Origin of the sequence: Acidovorax sp., assembly GCF_021287135.1 — a bacterium.
Lineage (GTDB): Bacteria > Pseudomonadota > Gammaproteobacteria > Burkholderiales > Burkholderiaceae_C > Acidovorax.
Genome location: NZ_JAJTBB010000021.1, coordinates 55,993 through 78,145 on the forward strand (window position 1 = coordinate 55,993; position 22,153 = coordinate 78,145).

Genomic DNA, 22,153 nt, shown 5'->3' on the forward strand with positions numbered 1-22,153 from the left:
CAGGGCCGGCGGCGCAAACCGGCATCCGTTTGTTCCACAATGGTGCGATGACAGATGCAGTCCGCCCTTCGAGTCCCCCGCGCGCGCCCCGCTCCCGCAACGCTCCCGCAACACCCCTTCAACGCAGCGCCACCCCGGAGAAGGCTGCCACCTCCCGCACCCCCACAGCCTCGCGCCTGCTCAAGGAAAGCAGCATCCTCGTCGAAGCAGAGAATCACTTTGCCCAGTTCGGCTTCGAGGGCGCGTCGCTGGAGAACATTGCGGCGGCCGCGGGCATCAGCCGGCACAACCTGCTGTACTACTTTCCCAGCAAGGAGGCGCTGTACCACCGCGTGCTGGACGATGTGCTCACCGAATGGCTGGAAGGGATGGAGGCCCTGTCACACAGCGACGACCCCCAGCAGGCCCTGCGCCGCTACATCCGCGCCAAGCTGCAGTACTCACGCCTGCGCCCCCAGGGCGCCAAGGTATTCACCAAAGAGGTGATTGCCGGTGCACCACGGTATGGCAAAGCCATCACCGAACGCGTGGCCCCCCTGCTCAAGACCGAGGTGCGCACGTTTGAGCGCTGGGCACGCGAGGGGCGGATCGCCCGGGTCCACTTCACGCACCTGATGTTCATCATCTGGTCTGTGACCCAGGCCTATGCAGAACAGGAAGCCCAATTCGCCCTGCTGCTGGGCAAACCCGCCCTGACCGAGCGCGACTACGCCAGCGCAGAGGATTTGATCGTGCGCATGGTGCTGAGCGCACTGGACCCTGCGGCCGACGCCTGATTTTTCGAAATCGTTACATTGTGTTGCGATTGCAAAAGCAACGCGCAGAAATATAGAGAGTCATGGGAAAGTTCCGCCCGGGCCGCGGCTGGCGTCCTCTTGGGTGTGACGCATTTCACGGTCTGCGCCTGATTTTTGCTCTGCTAAACTGCCGCCGCCTCAACGCCCCGAACCGCGGCGCGCGGTTAACAGTTGGCAAACATTCAAAAAGCGCCCCTAAATGGCTGAATCCGGCAAAAAAGCACCCTTTATCTTCGCGCTTGTCGTGCTGCTGGCCGTACTGGCGGTCTATTTGCCCGGATTGAGCAACGAACTGCTGTTCGATGACCAGCGGCTCGTCGAAGGCTCGGTGTTCAGCGCCTACGGGAACCTGCTGCAGATCAAGCAGCGCATGATCTCCTATGGCAGCTTCGTGTGGGTCGAGCAGTTGGTGGGCAGCGGGTGGTGGAAGCAGCGCATTGTGAACATTGCGCTGCACCTGGGCGTGGTGGCCGCGGTGTATGCCTTCTTCAAGGCCTTGCTGGCGAGCACCCGGTTTCCCGACGACATGGAGGAACAAGCCCATTTTGGCGCGTCGCGCACCGCGGCCCTGCGTGTGGGTGTAGCGCTGTTCGCATTGCACCCCATGGCTGTCTACGCCGTGGGGTACCTGGTGCAACGTTCCATCGTCATGGCCACGCTGTTTGCCGTGCTGGCTTGCTGGGCCTTTGTGCGGGCGCTGCAAACCCGGCGGGCGGCCTGGTATGCCGGCGCTTTCCTGAGCTACGTGCTCGCCGTGCTTTCCAAGGAACATGCGGTGATGACCGCCGCCGCAGCCGTGCCCCTGTACATCTATATCCGCCGCCCGAGCGCCAAGCAGGCCAGTCTGGTGGTGCTGGGGGCGCTCGCGGTACTCGCTCTGGCGGCCGGCACGCTGTTCCACTTCTATGGGAACGTGCTGGGCAAGGCATTCGACGCGCAATCCCTCGCCTTCGCCCAGCAACTGGAAGCCGTCCGCCCCGGCGCTGCAGCCCGGGTGTATCCGTTGAGCGTTCTGAACGAGGCCGCCCTGTTCTTTGGCTATGGCCTGCTGTGGGCGCTGCCCAATATCGGCTGGATGTCCATCGACCTGCGCCCGGCGTTCCCCGTCGGCTTCGCCTCGTCATGGCACATCGTCGGCGCAATAGGGTACCTCGCCCTGCTGGCGGTGGCCGCGTGGCTGGTGCTGCGGCGCACCGGAGCCGTCGCCTTGGCCGGACTGTGCCTGCTGCTGCCGGCACTGTGGTTCATGACGGAATTCGTGACCGTCTGGATCCAGGACCCCTTCGTCCTGTACCGCAGCTATCTCTGGGCAGTGGCATTGCCAGGCCTGCTGGCCGTGGCCCTGGCGGGGTTCCGGCCACGCACCATCTACGTGCTGGGCGCGGTTGTGGGCCTGGGCCTCGGGGCCTTGGCGCTCGAACGCAACCTTTCGTTGCGCGACGAAAGCACGGCCTGGGGCGATGCCGCCGAGAAAATCAATCTCCAGGCGGATGCCAGCGCCGTAGGCCGTAGCCGCCCCTTCATGAACCTCGGCGCGTATTACCTGCGCAGGGGCTTCACCGACCAGGCCGAGCGCGCCTTTGCCACCGCCGCCGGGCTGGGCGACGGTGGAGAGTTGGGGCGCAGCACGCGTTTCAACGTTGGTGTGGTGCTGCAGCAGCAAAAGAAGCACGCCGAAGCGCTCAAGGCCTTCGCAGCGGCCGAAGCCCTGGGGTACTCGGACCTGCCGCTTTACTACCACCGGGGCGAATCGCAGTTCGCACTCAACCAGTTTGGCCCGGCCTACGAGAGCTTTTCCATCGCCCTCCAGAAAGTGGCGCAGGACAAGGCCAACCGCAGCACCGAGCCCACCATCCGCCTGCGCAAGGCGGAGTCCGCCGTGGCCGTCCAGCGCTTTGACGACGCGGAGAGCGAGTTCCACACCCTGCTCAAGACCGACGCCCACAACCCACGCTATGTGCAGGGATTGGCCATGGCACTGCTGGGCAAGGGCGACAACAAGCAGGCGGCCAAGGTGGTCGAAGACCTGGTGGCCGCCAAGCCGACAGCGGCCGCCTACTACGCACGCGCCATGGTGTTCTACAGCACCGGCCGCCCTGCAGAGGCCATGAAGGACCTGGACCAAGCGATCCAGATGGATCCGCGAAACCCGCAGTACCAGCAGGTGCGGGCCAAGGTCGCCGCAACCCCCGCCAAGCCCTGACGAGCGCTGTTCATGGCGCTGCGGGTTCTGCACATCGGCAAGTTCTTTCCACCGTACCACGGCGGGATGGAAGTCTTCCTGGCCGATCTCATCGAAGCCCAGCGCCAGCAGGGGCTGGACGCCCATGCCCTGGTGCACGGCGACCCATTGCCCGAGGATCCCCACTGGCTGACCCGGGTGCCCGTGCAGGTCAGCTTGGTCTACGCCCCGATCGCCCTGGGCTTCCGCAAGGCGTTGAAGGACGCCATCGCCCGTGTGCAGCCCGACGTTTTGCACTTGCACATGCCCAACAACTCAGCGCTGTGGGCGCTGACCCTAGGTGAAGCCCGAGCCATACCTTGGGTCGTGCATTGGCATTCCGACGTGGTAGCGTCGCGCATCCGGCCGGTGGTCGCGGTGGCGTACAGACTGTACCGTCCTTTCGAGCAGGCGATGCTGGCGGGGGCCGCGCGTGTCATTGCCACCTCGCCCTCCTACCTAGCGGCCAGCGAGCCTCTGAGCCGGTGGCAAGAGAAATGCGCCGTCGTGCCGCTTGGACTGAACACGTCTAAACCTCCTGGTTCAGACTCCACAGGGCTGACCAAGCCCGCTTGGCAGCCGGGCCACCTGCGCCTGCTGTCGGTCGGGCGGCTAACCTACTACAAGGGTTTTGAAACCCTGATCCGGGCCGTGGCCCCGCTGGCAGACGCCGAGTTACTCATCGTCGGAGATGGCGAACTGCGGGCAAGTCTTGAAGCATTAATCCAGGAACTTACCCCAGCAGGCGCCCCGCCCAGCATGCGCCTGCTGGGCAACATCGACGACGGACAAAAGCACGCGCTCCTGGCGCAGTGCGACGTGTTCTGCCTGGCATCCCGGGAGCGCACGGAAGCCTTCGGCATGGTACTGCTCGAAGCCATGCAGCATGCCCGGCCCTGCATTGTTTCGGCCCTGCCCGGCTCCGGCATGCCGTGGGTGGTGGCCCACGCCGGTGCGGGATTGCAGGTACCGCCGGACGACCTGGAGGGCTGGCGCGCAGCCATCCGCCAACTGGGCGACGATCCGGCCTTGCGCGCTCGGTATGGTGCAGCAGGCCAAAGGGCCTTGCACTCCGTCTTTTCCATCACCACCTGCGAGCGCTCCGTGTTCCAACAGTATGAACTTGCCATGCCCGAGGCTTGGAGCGGCAAGCCTCGCGACGGCGTGCTGATCGTCATCCCCGCCCGCAACGAAGCGACCACCATTGGCGCGCTGCTCGAGCGGCTGCACACGCAAGGCTGGCGGGATGTTCTGGTCATTGACGACCAAAGCACGGACGGCACCGGCGCCATCGCGCGTGCTGCAGGCGCACGCGTATTGAACCCCGTGCTCCCCATGGGCGCGTGGGGCGGCATGCAGGCGGGTATTTGCTACGCGCTGGCGCAGGGATACCAGGCCGTGATCACCATGGATGCGGACGGTCAGCACGAGGTCGAAGAGATTCCGGCGTTGCTGGCGGCGCAAAGCGAGTCCGACCTGGTGATTGGCGCCTTCCCGGAACGCGCAAGCCGACTGCGGCACCTCGCATGGCAATGGTTCCGGCGCATTGCAGGCTTTGATTTGCGTGACCTGACCTCCGGGTTCCGGCTGTACAACCTGAGCGCGATGCGCGTGCTTGCTTCGCGAGAAGCCACCCTGCTGGACTACCAGGACCTCGGGGCCCTCCTGCTGGTGCGAAGGGCGGGGCTCACCATCTCGGAAGTGCCAGTCTCCATGAACATGCGGGTTGCCGGCACGTCGCGCATCTTCAACTCATGGCTGAGCGTGGGCAAGTACATGATCGCCACCACCCTGCTGTGCCTCGCCCGCTGGGACGTGCGGCAACGCAAAGCGCCCTGACGGGCCAAACCCCGCGCCGCTCGGCGCGAAAAAATCTATCGAAACCCAGCAAGCATGCGCTTGCTATTGGCGCTGGTTTCGATTAGATTTTGCGCGGTTATCATTTCTTTACATTGTCACAATCTTGTGGCCAGCGCTGCAGGCCACGACACGGTCGTGATTTTCTTTTTTATAGAAAACCAAAAACAATGAGGTTCGCCAGTTCATTGAGAAAATGGGTTGAATCAGCGCTGATCCTCGTTTTGCTTGCCACCGCGAAGACCGGGCTCGCCGAGCAAACGCTGCAACTCATTCCGGGAAAGCCTCACTCGGAGCAGATGGCCACGGCAGCCCTGAACACCCGGGTGGGCGAAACCCTGCGCATTGAGCGCCTCCAGATTGACGACGCTCATCCCAAAGTTGTCAGTCTTGCGCTGCGCCGCTCAGAAGTGACCAGCGCCGATACCCAATACATCGTTGTTGATCAAAAAGGGAGCCGGACATTTCCTCTAGCGACCTCCGCCCATTTCATTGGGGCCATTGAAGGTTCGCCTGAAAGCTATGCTTTTGTATCGGTAAGTTCAGATGGAGAAATCCACACCATTATCCACCAGGGCGATGAAACCATCCTGAACGAACTGATCCCTGAACGCCTTAAAGCCGATGGGCGTGCCGTTTCTCGTACTGTTGACCAGCAGAAAGATTTCACGGATCGAGAATTTTCTTGCGGCGTAACGCCAACCTTCCTTCAAAAAGATCCGGCACAGCGAAACGTTCGACTGGAGTCTTTGCTAAAACAAGGGCAAATCAACGCGAACAACATAGTCTCTGAAAAGGCTGGGAGCCTTCGTCGCGCGGATATCATCATTGATAGTGATTACGAGTTTTTCCAGAAATTTGGCACGGAAGCCGCCACATTCACCTACATCACCAACCTGCTGGCATACATCAGCAGCCGGTATCAAACCGAGGTTGCCACGAGGTTCAACCTCAAGCAGATACTCATCCGGACTACGCCAACCGATCCATGGACGCAGACAAGCGCCGACCTCATGCTCAACGAGTTGCAGGCTTACTGGAATGCGGGCGCCAATGCATCCGTTCCGCGCCACCATGTGCATTTGTTGAGTGGAAAGCCCGTGGGAGCGGGGATCGCATATGTAGGCAGCTTGTCAAATCCCAGCATTGCCTATGGCGTTAGCGCCGGCCTCTCAGGCAGTTTCAATCCTTCGAGCCCGCAGGTGATCTGGGACTCCGTCGTGGTGGCCCATGAGATCGGGCACGCTTTCGGAAGCTCCCACACGCATGACTATGACAACCCTTTCATTGCGCCCTCTCCCAATACAGGAGGAGCCATTGACTGCTGCTACTCTGGCAATGCCACCGGGCAATGCGGCCTGTCTCTGGGCGGCGGGGGGCGGACCGGGTATTTGCCCGGGTTATCCTCGATTACCGGCGGAGGCACTGGCCAACGCAACGGCACTATCATGAGTTATTGCCACCTGGTGCTTGGAGGAATGGGCAATCTCAGCTGGACGTTCGGAACGAATCATCCCTACGGCGTGAATCCTGGCCGTGTGCCCGCGGTGATGTCCAGCCAGGCCCAAGCCAAACTCCCCCTGGACACCTCCGGGACTTCCGACCTGATGGTGACCAAGGCTGGCAACGGTACGGTCACCAGCTCCCCCGCAGGCATCAACTGCGGACTGGACTGTACCGAGGCCTTTCCCGACGGAACGGCGGTGACCCTGACTCCGACCCCGGCGGCGGGCTATGTCTTTTCGGGATGGTCGGGTGACTGCACAGGGAGTGGCGCCTGCACAGTGACAGTCAATACACTGAAAAGCGTGACGGCAACGTTCACCACCGTTCCGGTCGGCCTGCTCTCCATCGCAAAAATCGGCACGGGAACGGGCACGGTCACGCGGGCTGGCGGAGCGATCAATTGCGGAGCAACCTGCACCGAGTCGCTTTCCCCTGGCTCCATAGTGACCCTGACAGCCACGCCCGCGGCAGGCAGTACTTTTGCCGGTTGGAGCGGCAGCACCTGCTCAGGTACTGGCGCTTGCTCGTTCACGATCAATTCAAATATCACGGTGAACGCTCAATTCAACCTGAGTGTTGGCGCGGGCACCGTGACTCCTTTGCTGCAATCCGATCGATCAGGGGTTAGCGGCTCGTCACAGTACTACTCTTTTACTGTCCCTGCAGGAGCTCAAAACCTGAAAGTACAGACCAGTGGCGGTATCGGTGATGCCGATCTGTACGTCAAGCTTGGGCAAACCCCCACCCTGTCCTCGTACGATTGTCGACCATACTTGATTGGGAACAACGAGGCATGTGATTTTCCAACACCGACACCTGGAACGTACTACGTCATGTTATACGGATATACCGAATTCAACGGAGTTACGCTAGCCGCGAGTTATCATAGGCGCGTTGTCGACATTACCCCCGTCATTCAAATCATCCTCGAATGAGCTTAAAAATGAAGAAGCTTTCCCATATCGCAATTATTGCAGCTTTCACAATTTTCTCGGGAGCGAGCCATGCAGGCACATCAACCGGCAAGGTGACCTTCATGATTATCAATTCTACAAATTACCTTTTCTTTATTGCAGGTGTAAAAACGGAGTCCCCGACCTGTGGCAACAATAGCGAATGGGCTATAAACCTCGGAAGCGCACAAGGAAAAGCGCTATATGCACTTTTGCTTTCCGCCCAGGCGCAAGACAAGACTGTCAGTGTCGTAGGAAATGGCACTTGCAGCATCTGGGCCGACCGCGAGGACGTTCTATACGCGGCAGTTTATTAACCTACACCTGGCTATCTCGGGCATCGATTTCTGCGTAGGTCGGGTGTCGCATCCCGGACGGTCACATGGTCGCTTATAGAACAAATGCGGATGGGTCTGATGCGGCTTTGTTCCACAAACGGCTCCATTGCGCTGGTCTCGGCGTATGAGTGGACCCCTAAAAGCAAAGGCCCGCGACAAGACCACCAATTGAACTGAGCACAACACGGTGCTCAGGGCCCGAAGCTCCCTACTGTCTTGCTGGACAAAGACATGCAGTGGTACGCGGCAGCCAGCGGCAAACGGGGTCGCCGGCAGACGTTCACGGATACTGCCATCTAGTTTCGCCCGAGCATCAAGTGCTTGTTGAGCTTGGCCCTGCGGCAGCCTGGGACTCATTCAAAACCTGCTGCGTCTGGCGGGGCTGGACTGGCGGGTTCCGGACTCAGCACGCTCAGCCGTCGTCAAAACACTGCAGGTGCGACTGCCTTACCGGCGCAGCAGCACAACGCTGGATTTTTGGTGCACAGCACGGGCATCAACCTCCTAGGCGAAAGGGAGCGGAAACGCAAGAAGCACGGGGCCGAATACCGCAAGCAGTGGCGTAAGGTGCACCTGGGTATTGATGCCCGCCCGCTGGAGATTTGGGTCATTGAAGTCACGGACACCTGTGTGGGCGATGCACTCATGCTGCCCGGACTGTTGGCGCCGATACCGCCACATGAACCGATCGCCAGGGTGAGTACCGATGGTGCATATAACACCAAAGGCTGCCTGCGGCGATAGCGCAAAGAGGCGCGCACGCGGCGATTCCCCCGCGCAAGAACGACAAGCCGTGGAAAGAGACCTGGGGGGGAGCGTCTGTGCGAATGCTGCGCCGAGAGCTTGCCAGAGACTGGGGGGAGTCTGGAAAAGTGGGTCGTCCGGCACCGAAGAATCTTGTCGGAAATCAAGATGCACACTTCAAACGGCTGGACGAGAGGTGATGGCCGGCAAGAGAGGTGATGGCCGGCAAGTGCGAGCACTACGTGACGGAGCTGCGTGTGCGGTTGGCTTTGCTCAAGCGCTTCACGCAACTTGGACGCCCAACAACGGCGCCTGCGTCGGTGCCCGCTATGGCGTGGCTGCGTCTTGAGTTGGGGTTATCTCGGCCTGATTGGGGCTTGTGCAACAAAACCAGTTTAGTCAGGAATAATATAAATCCAAAAATTTCCCCAAAACCACATCAATAATAAATTAGCACGATGGTTTTAGTATTTTACTAGATTTCTTTATGTCCGATAACCATATATTATTGGTCATATATTATAAATATGACCACAAATAACCACACCTATCGACCCGACATTGATGGGCTTCGCGCCTTAGCAGTTACAGCGGTTGTTGTATTTCATTTTTTGCCAACTTATCTACCCGGTGGATTTATTGGCGTTGATGTATTTTTTGTTATCTCTGGTTATTTGATATCAAAAACCATCTATTCCGACATCAGCTCCGGTATTTTTACAATTACCAATTTTTACGAACGTAGAGCAAAACGTATCTTACCAGCTTTCATCGTTGTTTCGAGTGCCTCCTGCATTGCGGCCTGGCTGTTGCTTTTCCCAATGGAGTTCGTTGATTTCTCAAAATCCCTATTTTGGTCTGGTATATTTGCCCCGAATTTTTGGTTTTGGATGAAATCGAATTATTTTGGACCAGCAGCAAATCAAACTCCCCTATTGCACTATTGGAGCTTAGGAGTTGAAGAGCAATTTTATGTCATTTTCCCATTGCTGGTGCTACTTGTTTATAGGACAGCGAGGCGAGCACTTCCACTCGTGTTAACGGTCCTTTTTTTGATTTCACTCTTCGGTTCGGAATGGATGTTAAACCGCGATCCCAGCCAAGCTTTTTACATGCTCCCTTGGCGGGCCTTTGAACTTCTATCGGGAAGCCTCCTTGCATTACTCCCTTCAACGTTAAAACCAACCCAGCGTATGCAGCAGGCAACTTTTCTTACGGCCGGTTCTGGGCTAGCTGCAATATTGTTTGGCATGTTTTTCATTACGAAAGAAATGAGATTTCCAGGACTACTGGCATTAGTTCCTTGTGTGAGTACTGCATTGTTAATCTGGGCTGGCGGAACAGCACCTAACGTTGTCACTCGACTTCTGAGCGCCTCTGTAATGACATCGGTAGGCAGAATTAGCTACTCACTTTATTTGATCCATTGGCCATTAGTGGTCTTAGGCAAACGAGCTTTTCCAAACGCCGACCCCATTAATTTCGCACTTTATGGGATATCTACATCTGTTATTCTGGCCTTTTTTTCATACTTCATCGTTGAGCAGCCGGTTCGCAGGTGGGCCCCTATGACACGAAAACCTGTCCTTTTCGCGACCTCCGGTGCGTCATTGGCTACTATATTGGTAGTGGCTACAATGGGTTTTTTAGGCGAAGGCTTTCCATCCAAATTTCATGGATCCATCCCAGAAAAATTAGCGCCCAATGATTGGGTTACGCACCAGAAAGCAAGATCCTTGACTTTAAACTCAACCACACCTGAAGTTTTCTCAAATACAGTTCCCTTAAGTTCAGGTCCAACAAAGAATTCAACGCCTACGCTGGAAGGATTTAGCGTAAACGAGGCCTTGTCATTTCAGCAGTTTGACTTCAAGTCACTTTTCCGTCAAGGCACATGTTTCCTGGAACCAAACCAGAGTTTTGCCGACTACCGTCCAGACTTATGTTTGCCAAAAACAGGGCGCATTATTGTGCTATGGGGAGATAGTCATTTAGCACAATATGCACATGGCCTGAAAAATGCCATGGAAAGCGATGGTTTTGCGATCGGCCAGCTGACCGCATCGGCCTGTGCACCCTTGGTCGGCGTCGACGTGGCTACCAGACCTAACTGCCGAGCATTCAATGACCTTGCGATTGCAACGCTACAGGAAATCAAACCAACGCTCGTGATAATGTCAGCAGTTTGGACTGCCGAGCTTACACAAATTGCAGAGATGGACAAGACCATTCACCTCCTAACCTCAGAAGGAATTCATGTAAAAATAATAGGTCCTAGCGCCATATATAAGCAAGCCATTCCAGTTCTTATTGCTCAAAGGCTTCAAGCCAAAAATTTCAGCGCATTTTCTGACAACGATATCGAAGAAGTAGTTTTCGAGCGTGATGCAATACTTAGCAAGTATTTTTCAAATCGTCGCGACGTGGAATATATTTCCGTTCTTTCTTTAGCATGTCCTGCAAGACATTGCCCGATATTTGATAATGGAGCACCCCTGCATTTTGATACCGCGCATTTGACGTCGACGGGATCGATTTGGTATGGCAAAAAACTCGAGGCTCCGGTCGCGGCGGGCATGCAGAGAAATTAATGCATCTGGGCATTTCAATTGGCCGGGGCGTGGAGATTGCGTGCGTGCGCATCCTGCGCTCAGGACAATGGCGCGGTATCACAAGGGCGTTCAGGGCGCCATGATGAAGCGGCGCAGCGTCATCCAGTGGGCCGTGGGATACATAAAGATGGATCAGCGGCTGAGCCGCAGTCCGATCAATGGGCCGGCGGTGACGCGGTACCGGGATTAAATTACGCCTTATTCTGACCGGACGTGCAGGCGGTCACCGCGACACTGCTCGCCGCTTCAAGCAATCATCGACTGCCCGCGACTGAGAATCGTATTTTCAGGGCAAGCTATCGAGTCGGCCTTTGTAAAGATCCAGGAACCCGGATGAGCACGGGGTTTGCGGCAATTCCACTTGGTGCTTGATACCTCGAAAATATTTCAAATCAGATTCTAATTCTTGGAGTATTGCAGATGTGCAAGGCCGATTTCTTTAGCCACTTCGGCCCGAGATGATTGATCCGCGCCACCCGTTGCTTGTACTGGCCAGTTGCCAACCCTGGCCGCAGATCTTAGCGGCTGTGGCGCTGTGGTACGTCCGGTAGGTCCGTGAAGGTCTGGCAATTGCACAGGGGACCTGTTCGGCCTCCTCGCTGCAGGTCGCAGGGGCTGGCGTTGCCGCAACCGGCATCCCGTTTTCCCATCCGTCTAATGGTCAGCCTGCTGCAATTCAAGCAAGCCTACAAGCTCAGCAACGAACAACGGGCAGAGCACTGGGTCAAGAACGGCGTCTATTAGCACTTCAACGGCATGACTGTTGATTTCTTCCACCCAGAAAAGACTCAACGGTGGGTCAAAATTCTTTGAAAATCAACACTGTTGGGGAAAGCCCAATCCGAATCGCAGCAATGCAACTGTCCAACCTCGGGATGTCAGTTCAGCGTCAAGGCGATTCACTGGTGCCCAATCAACATCCGCTGCTCGTCACTGCACTTTCTGGCAACAGGTTCGATGATCGAGGTTCAAGCATCACACGGTCCAACATTATGGAGAGACCGTAGTAGTCTTTCGCGACCTCTGATTCAAACATCAACACGTTTTCGCCGCGTTTCAAAACGCCAACCGGCACGGTGGCAACACCCTCCAGGCCACTCAAGGCAAGCGACATTTGCTTGCCGTTCACCGACACGATCAGGCTCTTGAGAACGCGGTCATTGGCCGCTGCGGATAGACGGAATCGAAGTATGTAATCGGTATCCCTTGGCAGCAACTCAAAAAACAAACTGCCGGCCCGTGATGTTTTCCACGCGGCAGACGTCTTGTCGAGTCCTGATACAGTCCATTCGGCCTCGCGCCACCCGTTGCCGCGGATAGGTAACTCTAAACTCCAGACATCTCCAAAATCCCAACGGTAGCAATCACGAACACGATAGCTCGATTGCCACAGCTTTCCGGCAAGTGGCCAACGAGTACCGTACAGCCCCGTAGGGTCAACCGGAACATTCTGGTCTCTTGAGATGCCCCCGCGTCTGGCGGTCAACTCCTCGCCGTCAATCGTGAGCATGTCTTGCCCCACATCCAGCGTCACTGCAGTGGCAACCGGCCATCTGATCACTTTATGTGACCCGCCAGGTACAGGCCGGCCAAGGGCGCCGACGGGTTCAGCTTCTTCAAAAACCCATTGCCCATCCAATTGATAGCAATGCCCGGTGCGACCCAATCCATCCCTACGCATCCATTCACCGGAGGGCTGCCGACAGATTTCCACTGGCCCCGTGGGACGCCCAACGATGTACGACAAAGCATAGCCCAGGTTCTCGGGCAAAAACATCCAGGTGTGGCCCAGCAGGTTACTGTAATCCCTGACCACGAGAGGCGGGGAGCCTTCTCTCTGGCCGTATTGGCTGACCACCTCGCCCAACAGCTTGCGTTGAAGATCCGAAAGATATTGGTAGTGGCTGAACTGATGCAGTTGGAAGGTTAGACCCAGCAATACCGCCGCAGACGACACAAGCAACGCCAGAACCCGGCTGCGGCCGACAATGAATGCCAGCGCCCCCACCCAGACCAAGGCGGCTCCAGGACTGGCAGCCAGGAAGGTGCGCTGGCTGATCGAGAGGTGAGGCAAGGAAAATAGATACGGGAAATAGCCCGCCAGTGCAATGACAACACCTACCCACATCAGTCTACAGGCACTTGTCGACGAAACCTCGTCAAAGGGCTGTTTACGCGGTACACGAACGGTGAGCACTGCAGCCACAACGAGCACCATAGTGCACACAACCAAGTAAATCAGGTTACTGACCGGCTGCTCGAGGGTCAACCGAAATGACTCCGCCCACCCACCCCAGAAAACGTGCACGGCGCCTACCGTGAAGAGTTTCGGCAGGGTTTCGGTGAGCAACCCGACGATACCGCCTCCCCCGACCAGGCTACCTTGGTAACTGCTGCCTGTGGCGCTAGCCCCAGCAAGATACAGGCCGTACAGCCCGAGCCCCGCACCGAATACCACCCAGATCCGCGCCCGTTGCCAAGCGATACGAATCACACCCCGTGCACCTAATTTGACGACAAAGTAGCCTGGCGCCAACAGGAGCATGGCGAACGAGGCCTCGTACATCGCGATACCGACGACAACCAGGACGGAGGCAAGTGCCGCTGCGATATAGGCAGCGAAGCCATCACCCTCCTTTTCAAGCGCCACAATGAGCGCACAGGCCCCCAACATCACAAAAGTGATAGCCCAAACGATGTGCAGGCTCCTCAGCGACACGTGCATCGTGTCGGCTGGATAGACGATGAACAGAAGCACCGCCATGGCGCCCAACAGCCTTGAGTGCGACAGCCGCAGGACCAACCAGCCCCCCACGGCCCCCTTGAGCATCAGGGCGACGATCAGCAACAGGTGCCAGGGCACGAAGGAGTGGGAACTCAGCTTGTTCGCGATGCCTGGCATCAGGAAGGTCAGGGGCCGCATAGCGAAGTTGGGTACAACACCGTCTCGTCCTGTCACAAAAAAATGGCCATATTTGCTATAGAGCCCCAGCATGCCCCACTCTTCGATGAGCCCTCCCATTTCGAAGCCGAACGGCAGCCAAAGGGCTGTGGCCACAAGTCCCCCCAGCAGCAGAAAAGCAGCGATATGGGTCAACCTTGACATGCAACGTACCTCAGAAATCTTGCAATCAGACAACACGATCGGAAACACATACGAACACGCTACAAGTGGCGCATCACGTCACTCATGGACGGGCAAACACCCACTTATCCATCACCAGATAACTCACAACCGGAACCGCCAAGATCGTGGTGCCCATCCCCATCCAGATGGGCCACCCCAGCAGATCAGTCATCAGCCAAGCAATGACCACTGCCAGAGCAAAACCCAACAAGTGGTTACCCAGGAATCGCGCAAACTGCGGCGTTAACGCCCCCCTCGCTTCAAACGTCAGGTGCCGATGTCCGAAGAAGGCCAAGGGCACAGCCGTCGCGTAGCCCAGCCCACTCGCGACAGCCGCGCTAACTGCGAGCACATCGGCATACAGACGTGTCGCCAGGGCATAAACCAAGGCATTCGCGACGCCCACCATGGCGAAACGTGACAACTTGCGCAGCAGCGGATGGTTCACTGCGGCCTACCCTTGCCACTCGGCGAACAGCGCATATTGCGCACCCAGCGGCAACCATCGCAGCGACCGCTCGACGACGTTCATTTTCTTCAGGGCGGCGGGAAAGAAAATGATGTTCCAGAGGCTCGCGACCCGATAACCCAGGTCACGCAAAACCGACTGTACCTCCCGCTGGCCGACCAATGTCACCCCCACGTCGAACGGGCAATCCCGGACCACCTTGCGTGTCACGGGGTTGGCAGGGTTGTGCTCGAACACAACCAAAAGGCCCCCGGGCTTCATGCAGCGGCCGATTTCCTTCAGCGTTGCCGCACGGTGCGGAGGTTCAATGTGATGGAGAACGTTTGATACCACCACCACATCGAACTTCGCCGCATCAAAGGGCAGAGTTCTGCCATCGTACGAAGTCAACTGGCAGTCTGGAACATGGCGCTCACCGGCCAGCTCCAGGCTGCGGCTCGAAACGTCCACCCCATACAAGGAGGCGCCGGCAAAAAGCCCGTGCAAGTAGGGCAGGTTGGTACCTGTCCCGCAGCCAAAATCAAGGATGGCCGTTGGTGTGGCGCGCGAGCGCTCGGCCATAAACGCCCGCAGCGCTGCGAACTTTCGCTCGGCGTAATAAAGGCTGTCGCCCCCGCCCACAGCGAGTGCATTGTCCAGTGTCTGCCGATAACTGTCGGCGTGTGCGTCAAACTCGTGTTCGGACATGCGGGGGGTAGCCTCAGGGATAGTGTTTGAAGAATTGATGGCGCATGCCAAGCAGCACCGACCGTATCCCCGTCTCCAGGTCTTGCGGTCGAAAGCCATCGGCAAGGACGTGGGGGCTGTAGGTGTTGGAGGCCGTGTTGTCCGGGGTAGGCCAGAAGACAAAATACAGGGACCGATCCAGAACACGCTCCAGAAGGACCAGCACCTCATGGACAGACGTGGGTTTCGCGGATGCCAACAGATAGGTATCATCTCGCGCGGCTTCCTGGATTTCGATTTTTTGCGCCATGAAAGTAGCGATGTCTCCCACCAAGACGTAGTCTCTTAAAGTCAGCGCTTCCGCGAAGATATTAGTCACATGTCCTCGCATGCCATTGTTGATGAGCGTAGCAATCAATCCCAGCCGACTTTTCAGTGACACAAAGCCGTATACCGAACTCGGCCTATAGATGCGCTTGACTACTGGCCCCGCTACAGCCCGTAGTTGTTGCTCCTGCTCCAGCTTCAGCTGGCCATAAGGGCGCAGCGGCGCGGGTGGATCCCCCAGTCCAACATTTCGCTGCCCTTCATATAGGCCGCCGGCGGAACTAGTAAGGTGAAAACGGTGTACGGCCAGGGGCAGCATCTCCAGCAAACGGCTAGACAAAGCCATGACGGCCTGAAAGGCGCACAGTTCCAGGTCAAGCGTCGCCCAGCTCGAAGCGAACCCGCCCCGCCCGGCGCTCCAGACGATATCGAATGACATGCGGCTGGCGGTTGTGCCGGCGTGCGCGTGGACGTTCACGCGCGCACGTACCCATCCGCAGATTGCATCCGCCTCATCCTCCCAGGTGCGTGATGCCGGCTGCCACGAAAACAAGAGCCGTGTGGCTTGCGAAAAACCACGGCGGGACAGTTCGGCGACGAGTGTCTCCCCGATCAAGCCAACACCAAAGACCAACACCCACTGAACGGTTGGCTCACCGCCCGGCTGCAGGACCGCGCGCTCCATGGCAATCAAGCGACCGTCTCCTTGAGGTATGAGGCAATGACCGCGTCGCCACTACGGTCGACGACAAAAAACGTGGGCTTGCCTTGCGCCCGCAAAACCAGGATGGACAGGTACTCCAGGGCGGCACTGACCAAAAAGAGGGTCATGCCGCCAAACATCATGCTAGAGACAATCAAGGAACTCCACCCACGTGCTCCGAAAACACCTGGGAAAAAGAACTCCATGAACGCCACATAGGCGGCAAATGCGGCCCCGAACAGCATGGCCCCCACCCCGACGTACCCTCCGATACGCAAAGCCTTGACACGGCTGGATATGACCAAGCGCCGCGCATGGGACAGCAGTTTGCGCATCGAGTAGCCACTCTTCTTGCCTTCGATGAAACGATGGTCCTTGATGTGTAAAGGCAGAGTGCCCGCGCGGCGGGAAAACCAGGACAAGGCGATGTCAAAATAGGTTTCGTGGCCACACACGCTGCTCGCCGAACGGGCGATAACGCCGCGAATGACACGGAAGCTGCTGAATTTCAAAACGCTCATGTCGCCAGCTAAAATTGCCGTGATGCGCTTGGCCAAGCGCGAGCCGATATCCCGCAGAGGGCTTTCGTGAACGTCATTAACCGCATTTGCGTAAACGACGTCCAACTCGCCGGAAACCGCCACATTCAGCATCGCCGCGATATATTCCGGCGAGTGCTGTAGGTCCTCATCCATCGTAACCACCCAGTCGCCGCAGCTGTGCAATATGCCGGCGATAGTTGCCGGGTGCTGGCCGAAGTTACGTGAAAGGTGCAGCACCCGTACCCAGGCACAGTTAGCAGCCAGTTCGTCTAACACCCGTGCGGAGTCGTCAATGGCATCATCGTCTACAAAAATAACTTCTATCAGGCAGAGCGGCGCTGCGTCCTTTATCCATGCTTCGCGCACCCGTTCAATCGACTTTACAAGTTCCCGCAGATAGGGCGCACCCGAATAGACCGGTACCACCAAGGACACCAGAATCTTGTTGAGATTTTCTTCTGCGCTCACTTCATTTACCTTTCAAAAGCTAGGCCACACACCAGCATCGACCTAATTTTCTTTCCATAACCACAGCCTCAATGACGCACACGCCCGGGCACGGGAACGTCAACGCGGAGGAAAATCACTAGCCACCACGGTCATAATAATTGCATCTATTGGGCTGCAGAGTACTCTTAGCAACCGTGTTGGTGACTTATTACCATGCTGTCGGGCACCCTTGAGCCGATGCCATCGATGCGTTGCGAGTCGACACTAACCTTTAGAGTGCGATCGAATCTTTTTGACTGGCGCACCCACATAGGTACCTGGCTCAACAATGTCTCTCGTTACGACCGAGCCAGCTCCAACCGTAATTCTGTCGGAAATCGATACGCCATCAATTACCACGGACCCAGCCCCGAGCATCGATAACCTGCCAACTCGGCTGCGGCCTGCCACCGTTGAGTTCACAGAAACATGCGTGAAATCTCCAACGATGCACTCGTGCTCCACGACACACCCGGTGTTTAAAATGCAACCGGTACCAATCTGAGCCATGGGACCGATATGACACATATCACCAACGAACGATCCCTCTCCAATTACGCTACCGACACCAATGCTTGATGAGGGGGAAACGACGGCCAATAGTATCAGACCTGAATCAACTATCTGCTCGCACTGGGCCTTCCTTTTTAGCCCATCCCCCGAAGCCGCATGGGCAAATACCCAGGAGGCGTCCACCTCCTCCAAGCTCGGGACAACCCGATGGCCAAGAAAATTCTCACCAGACCTCGCGGTGTTCTCTACAAATATGAGATGCCTAAATCCTTGAGAAAGGGCGACATTCCCCACACTACGAGCATGACCTCCGAATCCAAAAATAATAAGCTTATCCATTTTCCGTTGACTCTCTACGGGTTGAAATGTCATCCAGCACTTGCATGTGCTCTCTTACCACATCAGACCAACTACGTTCAACCAATACGTCAAAAGCCCTTTTTTGAATCCCCAAAAGATAATCTTTATTATTCAAAGCCCATTCAATACGCTCCGCGCAATTTTTCCAGCTATAAGGATCAAAAAAAGTCACTTCTTGCAAGACGGATTCGGTAAGTACTTCTTCCGCAACATCGATCCTCGACATAACGACCGGCGTACCAACCGACAGCGCTTCAGTGAAGGTAAAAGGACATCCACCCTCACTCAAAGTAGGATTTACTGCCAAATCTGCCAGCTTGTAGCAAGCTGCAAGCTCCGTAGCCGTCAACCGTGGCAAAAATATTACATCATTCTGCAGCCGCTTGTCTTTAACGAAATTCCCGATCTCCGGTATGAGTGAGGGATCACCAGTCAAAATAAGTTTATGACCCACATATCTTCTTCGCAAGAGATGTTCATACGCGCGAAGCAACGTTAAAATATTCTTATTTGGGCGGAATTGACTGGCATAGAAAATAAATTTAAGGTTTGCTACTTGCAACAGGGAGGTATAAGTCGGGTTGGCGCCGCGCTGAAATGCATTTTGCAATTGAGACTGGCAAAAATACTTGGACGCGAGTTCGTTATCGGGAAACCCGCTAATCTCCACTAAACGATGAAGCACACTAGGAGCATGCGGTATAACCGCAACCTTATTTTGCTCCACGCCATATTTTTCAACAAGCGTTTTCCACTTCACCGACTCACTATAAGTGACAAAATGACTACAAAGTCTTATTGAATCTTCGATAATTTCAAAAGTACGCGCAAATCTTTCACCCCCAACACCGGCGAATCCAACAGGAAAATCCGACAATACCACATCTGGTACACACATTAATCGTGGTGCCTCGATGGAATGAAAAGAAGGCCAAAAAGCGGTAGGACAATACCAGGCAACAACATTCGTTCTTTCGACAATTTTCTGCATGCGTGAAATTTCACGCTCGTGCATTTCATCAAAAAGACCTAAGACCCAATTCTTGCTCTCCGGCTTTTCAAGCAGGGACGCCGACTTTTGAAGCAGCCGCACCCAACGCATGCTCTGAAAACGCACAGTCAAAAACGGTTTTAAAATGATTACCCATCGAGTAAGCGCTGAAAAAACCAATATCGGCGACACTACCGCCGCCAGCGGCAGCACAACCAGCAGCGATGGCAGGACAAAAGCAAGAAAGACAAAAAGAGTCCAGACGTCGTGGACGGCCACCGCACGGGATGTTAGCGAGCGCCACGCAAAACCGGCCTGGGCCACCATTTTTGATGAAAATTGCGAGAACCAACCCTTTCGTTTTCTATATTTACTGTACTTTCTTAATAATTCATACAGCTTTAGTATATACGGCTTCCCATCGGGACATTCTAATTTATAAACTCGCGATGAAACATTCTCACTTTCAAAGAGCTCCTGCAAGCTTTCCTTAGTCCAGCTTGGGCAAACAATGGTAAACCTAACATTCGATAATTCATGAGCGCCATTCAAGAACATGGCCAGATGCCTCCCGAGACCTTGATCGCGCAGGTCTACAGTAGGCGGATAAGCCACATACATGCCGTAGTCCTTTACATGCATGCACGCACCTCACTCCAATAGCTATATGACATGTTTTCAACGCTGTGCAATGCCAATTGCTCCTTGGATGGTAAGCGGCCCCTCAGATCTTTCACATTGCCTTCCATATACTTCAGCTGAAGAGCCATGTTACGGCTGGAATTCGGGTCCATCCATGTTAGCTCCAAAGCGTATTTGGCATCTATCTCACGCATTGCAGGGTAATCGCTAGAAAGTGCGGGAACACCCAATGAGGCAGCTTCTATCACACTGAAGGTACCGTTATCTATCAGGCCTGCGTGCCACAGAAACTTTGCTCGCGTAAGAAGATCGCAATATTTTTGATCGGAAATTTCACCTAACCAAGACACATGTTTGCGCAGTGCGGCGCTACGCTCGAAGATCGACGATATCGCTTTATGATGTTCATAGGAGCCGTTTAATATATCCTCGGTGTTAACCCCCGTGACCATGCAGCCAAGTTCACCTCCCAGCTCTTCATAGTAAATCCGAAGTGCTTCGGCGGCATTGCGGTGATTTTTATGAGGGGCGGCATTAGTAGTCCATACAAAGTACTCTTGAGCGCTCGGCGCAGCCACTGTCTCAAGCAGCTCTGTCTTGATTTCTGGTGGCAACATCGGAACGTGTGCAATCTTCGATTTCTCAATACCCGCGTATTGAAGAGCATCCTGTCCTGTGAAGTCAGTTGTGACCAATATTTTTTCAGCACCTCTTGCCGCATTGATGAATGCCATGTTCGCATCACCCGAAACAACGTCTTGGTAGCGTTGAATATAATCATAAACCATCAGAACGTAAGGCCTTATGGGCAACAGTGCATGGCGAATTCGATCACTCACAAAAACCCAGAGATCACAATCCGTCATTTGCTGAATATTGTCATCAGGAACCATGTAGGCGTCAGATGCGGGCTCCCAATCTTTATGACCAGCATATAGCATCGCACGGCGCGCTTCAGCAGGCGATATAATTTTCCATGCAAACGATCTTCGACTGATGTCAGGATGCAGGCCCTGAAAATCGTCTTCCGTATATGCAGAGTCGGCATTAATATGAGCGAAAATTATTTCAGCTTCCTCGCCCCACTTTCTGCTGCCAAGAAGTAAGGCTTTCGCCAGCGCCAATGCGCCCCGCAAGCTGCCACCCCGATACTCCACAGGAAGAATTACTGCGACTTTTTTCTTCTTTTTTAACATCGGCCTGAGAGACTTTTCCGCCCGCCGAATTTCGACTTCAGATGCAATACGCTCTAAACCGATGCGCCACGCCGCCTCACAGTTTTCAGTCCGCATGGATTCAAGTAACACAACTTGGGTCTTTCGAACATGTTCTGTAAACTCATCATCACCCCCAAGAATGCGTTCAATCTTCTTTCTGGCTTCTTTTATAGTTGAGCAGCGGCCAGGAAGTTTTTCACCGCCAAGGCGATCAAGCATCCCACCCTCCATAAAGACCAAGGGCATGCCCGTTCTGATAGCCTCAAACGGATGATAATGTATGTGATTTGGCTCCTGGGATTGATAAAACATGACCCGACTCTGAGTCATATTTTCAACATGCTGCTCGTTCGTAACATACCCCAGAATACGGGGGTCAGAAACATAAACAGGCTGAGAGCCTGCTATTACACAGTCCAAATCGCCAAATGCATCACAAAAATCCTGGTAAATTTTTTTATAATAATCATTAAATCCAATAGATGGACAAACAAAATATATTTGCCTCTTTTCGCCTCGCCAAATATCTTTTACAACGGAATTTGCAATTCCGAGCGGCAAATAAACCCTTCGCGTCTGAAGGTAGGACGGCTCAGAATCTGCCAAATGGGGATACGCTTCTCCAAAATAGAAACGCGAGCCAACTTTCTCAATATTGCCTCGCTGTTTGAAGTACCTTGCCAAACTGCCGTACGACTGTGAGGAATCCAGACCGTAGGCCCGCCATAATATCGCTCCTTTGAAATAGCGTGCAGCTTGGCTTAAGACATCAGGCTGATGCAAGATGAAAAAAAGGAGATCAAAATTTTTGTTAGCAACTTCCCATGCCTCAGGATCGGCCCCACCGTACCAGTTCGCGTCATTCAGAATTTGGAGATCGGCTGCTGAAATTTGTAAATTTTCGTCTTCGGAGTAATCGACATTTGCACTGCGGAATGAAGGGTCCGTGGGATAACGTTTGGGCAGAAAAATCTGCGATACCCCGACTCTTTTGAGCATCGGTACTTCAAAATTTCTGGCCGAAGTGTGGTTCAAGAGCCACATTACTCTCAAGTTCATCAAAAGTGTCCCATCCTGAT

14 protein-coding genes and 1 pseudogene are annotated in these 22,153 nt (G+C 55.3%); 7 read left to right on the forward strand and 8 right to left on the reverse strand.

The window, feature by feature from the left end; genetic code table 11:
• Window positions 1–47: 47 nt before the first annotated feature.
• The 7 genes and pseudogenes from LWW96_RS05015 (at window position 48) to LWW96_RS05045 (ending at window position 11,007) form a co-directional block, all read left to right on the forward strand.
• Complete coding sequence (locus LWW96_RS05015; RefSeq protein ID WP_291484617.1) at window positions 48–776, forward strand: TetR/AcrR family transcriptional regulator; 729 nt, start codon at window positions 48–50, stop codon at window positions 774–776.
• A gap of 220 nt (window positions 777–996) precedes the next feature.
• Window positions 997–3,000, forward strand: coding sequence for a tetratricopeptide repeat protein (locus LWW96_RS05020; RefSeq protein ID WP_291484619.1), 2,004 nt, complete (start codon window positions 997–999; stop codon window positions 2,998–3,000).
• 12 nt (window positions 3,001–3,012) lie between these two features.
• Window positions 3,013–4,857, forward strand: coding sequence for a glycosyltransferase (locus LWW96_RS05025; protein WP_291484621.1), 1,845 nt, complete (start codon window positions 3,013–3,015; stop codon window positions 4,855–4,857).
• A 188-nt stretch (window positions 4,858–5,045) separates the two neighbouring features.
• Window positions 5,046–7,316 carry a pre-peptidase C-terminal domain-containing protein gene (locus LWW96_RS05030; RefSeq protein WP_291484623.1) on the forward strand — a complete coding sequence of 757 codons (2,271 nt, stop codon included), beginning with the start codon at window positions 5,046–5,048 and terminating at the stop codon, window positions 7,314–7,316.
• 8 nt (window positions 7,317–7,324) lie between these two features.
• Entirely contained in the window at window positions 7,325–7,651 is a 327-nt protein-coding gene (locus tag LWW96_RS05035; RefSeq protein WP_291484625.1) for a hypothetical protein, read from the forward strand.
• 145 nt (window positions 7,652–7,796) lie between these two features.
• A pseudogene (locus tag LWW96_RS05040) lies at window positions 7,797–8,751 on the forward strand (IS5 family transposase); the annotation flags it as partial.
• A 192-nt stretch (window positions 8,752–8,943) separates the two neighbouring features.
• Window positions 8,944–11,007, forward strand: a complete 2,064-nt coding sequence (locus LWW96_RS05045; RefSeq protein WP_291484627.1) for an acyltransferase family protein — start codon at window positions 8,944–8,946, stop codon at window positions 11,005–11,007.
• 934 nt (window positions 11,008–11,941) lie between these two features.
• On the opposite strand, the gene LWW96_RS05050 is transcribed toward LWW96_RS05045, so the two are convergent.
• The 8 genes from LWW96_RS05050 to LWW96_RS05085 form a co-directional block, all read right to left on the reverse strand.
• Complete coding sequence (locus tag LWW96_RS05050; protein ID WP_291484629.1) at window positions 11,942–14,125, reverse strand: hypothetical protein; 2,184 nt, start codon at window positions 14,123–14,125, stop codon at window positions 11,942–11,944.
• 91 nt (window positions 14,126–14,216) lie between these two features.
• Entirely contained in the window at window positions 14,217–14,603 is a 387-nt protein-coding gene (locus LWW96_RS05055) for a GtrA family protein (protein ID WP_291484631.1), read from the reverse strand.
• 6 nt (window positions 14,604–14,609) lie between these two features.
• Window positions 14,610–15,311, reverse strand: a complete 702-nt coding sequence (locus tag LWW96_RS05060; protein WP_291484632.1) for a class I SAM-dependent methyltransferase — start codon at window positions 15,309–15,311, stop codon at window positions 14,610–14,612.
• Between the two features lie 13 nt (window positions 15,312–15,324).
• On the reverse strand, window positions 15,325–16,302 hold the full coding sequence (locus tag LWW96_RS05065; protein WP_291484978.1) for an NAD-dependent epimerase/dehydratase family protein: 978 nt from the start codon (window positions 16,300–16,302) through the stop codon (window positions 15,325–15,327).
• A 5-nt stretch (window positions 16,303–16,307) separates the two neighbouring features.
• Window positions 16,308–17,330 carry a glycosyltransferase gene (locus LWW96_RS05070; RefSeq protein ID WP_291484634.1) on the reverse strand — a complete coding sequence of 341 codons (1,023 nt, stop codon included), beginning with the start codon at window positions 17,328–17,330 and terminating at the stop codon, window positions 16,308–16,310.
• Window positions 17,331–17,576: 246 nt separating this feature from the next.
• Window positions 17,577–18,236, reverse strand: a complete 660-nt coding sequence (locus LWW96_RS05075; RefSeq protein ID WP_366117931.1) for a NeuD/PglB/VioB family sugar acetyltransferase — start codon at window positions 18,234–18,236, stop codon at window positions 17,577–17,579.
• Window positions 18,196–19,857: a glycosyltransferase gene (locus LWW96_RS05080; RefSeq protein WP_291484639.1), complete on the reverse strand. Its 1,662-nt coding sequence runs from the start codon at window positions 19,855–19,857 to the stop codon at window positions 18,196–18,198. The genes LWW96_RS05075 and LWW96_RS05080 overlap by 41 nt, the downstream gene beginning before the upstream one ends.
• On the reverse strand, window positions 19,848–22,109 hold the full coding sequence (locus tag LWW96_RS05085) for a glycosyltransferase (RefSeq protein WP_291484641.1): 2,262 nt from the start codon (window positions 22,107–22,109) through the stop codon (window positions 19,848–19,850). The genes LWW96_RS05080 and LWW96_RS05085 overlap by 10 nt, the downstream gene beginning before the upstream one ends.
• Window positions 22,110–22,153: the final 44 nt, after the last annotated feature.

Bases quoted from the DNA above. Each gene is read 5' to 3' on its own strand.
- LWW96_RS05080 (WP_291484639.1), bottom strand. From the start codon at position 19,857: ATGCATGTAAAGGACTACGGCATGTATGTGGCTTATCCGCCTACTGTA.
- LWW96_RS05015 (WP_291484617.1), top strand. From the start codon at position 48: ATGACAGATGCAGTCCGCCCTTCGAGTCCCCCGCGCGCGCCCCGCTCC.
- LWW96_RS05045 (WP_291484627.1), top strand. From the start codon at position 8,944: ATGACCACAAATAACCACACCTATCGACCCGACATTGATGGGCTTCGC.
- LWW96_RS05075 (WP_366117931.1), bottom strand. From the start codon at position 18,236: ATGACATTTCAACCCGTAGAGAGTCAACGGAAAATGGATAAGCTTATT.
- LWW96_RS05060 (WP_291484632.1), bottom strand. From the start codon at position 15,311: ATGTCCGAACACGAGTTTGACGCACACGCCGACAGTTATCGGCAGACA.
- LWW96_RS05020 (WP_291484619.1), top strand. From the start codon at position 997: ATGGCTGAATCCGGCAAAAAAGCACCCTTTATCTTCGCGCTTGTCGTG.
- LWW96_RS05065 (WP_291484978.1), bottom strand. From the start codon at position 16,302: ATGGAGCGCGCGGTCCTGCAGCCGGGCGGTGAGCCAACCGTTCAGTGG.
- LWW96_RS05035 (WP_291484625.1), top strand. From the start codon at position 7,325: ATGAAGAAGCTTTCCCATATCGCAATTATTGCAGCTTTCACAATTTTC.
- LWW96_RS05030 (WP_291484623.1), top strand. From the start codon at position 5,046: ATGAGGTTCGCCAGTTCATTGAGAAAATGGGTTGAATCAGCGCTGATC.
- LWW96_RS05025 (WP_291484621.1), top strand. From the start codon at position 3,013: ATGGCGCTGCGGGTTCTGCACATCGGCAAGTTCTTTCCACCGTACCAC.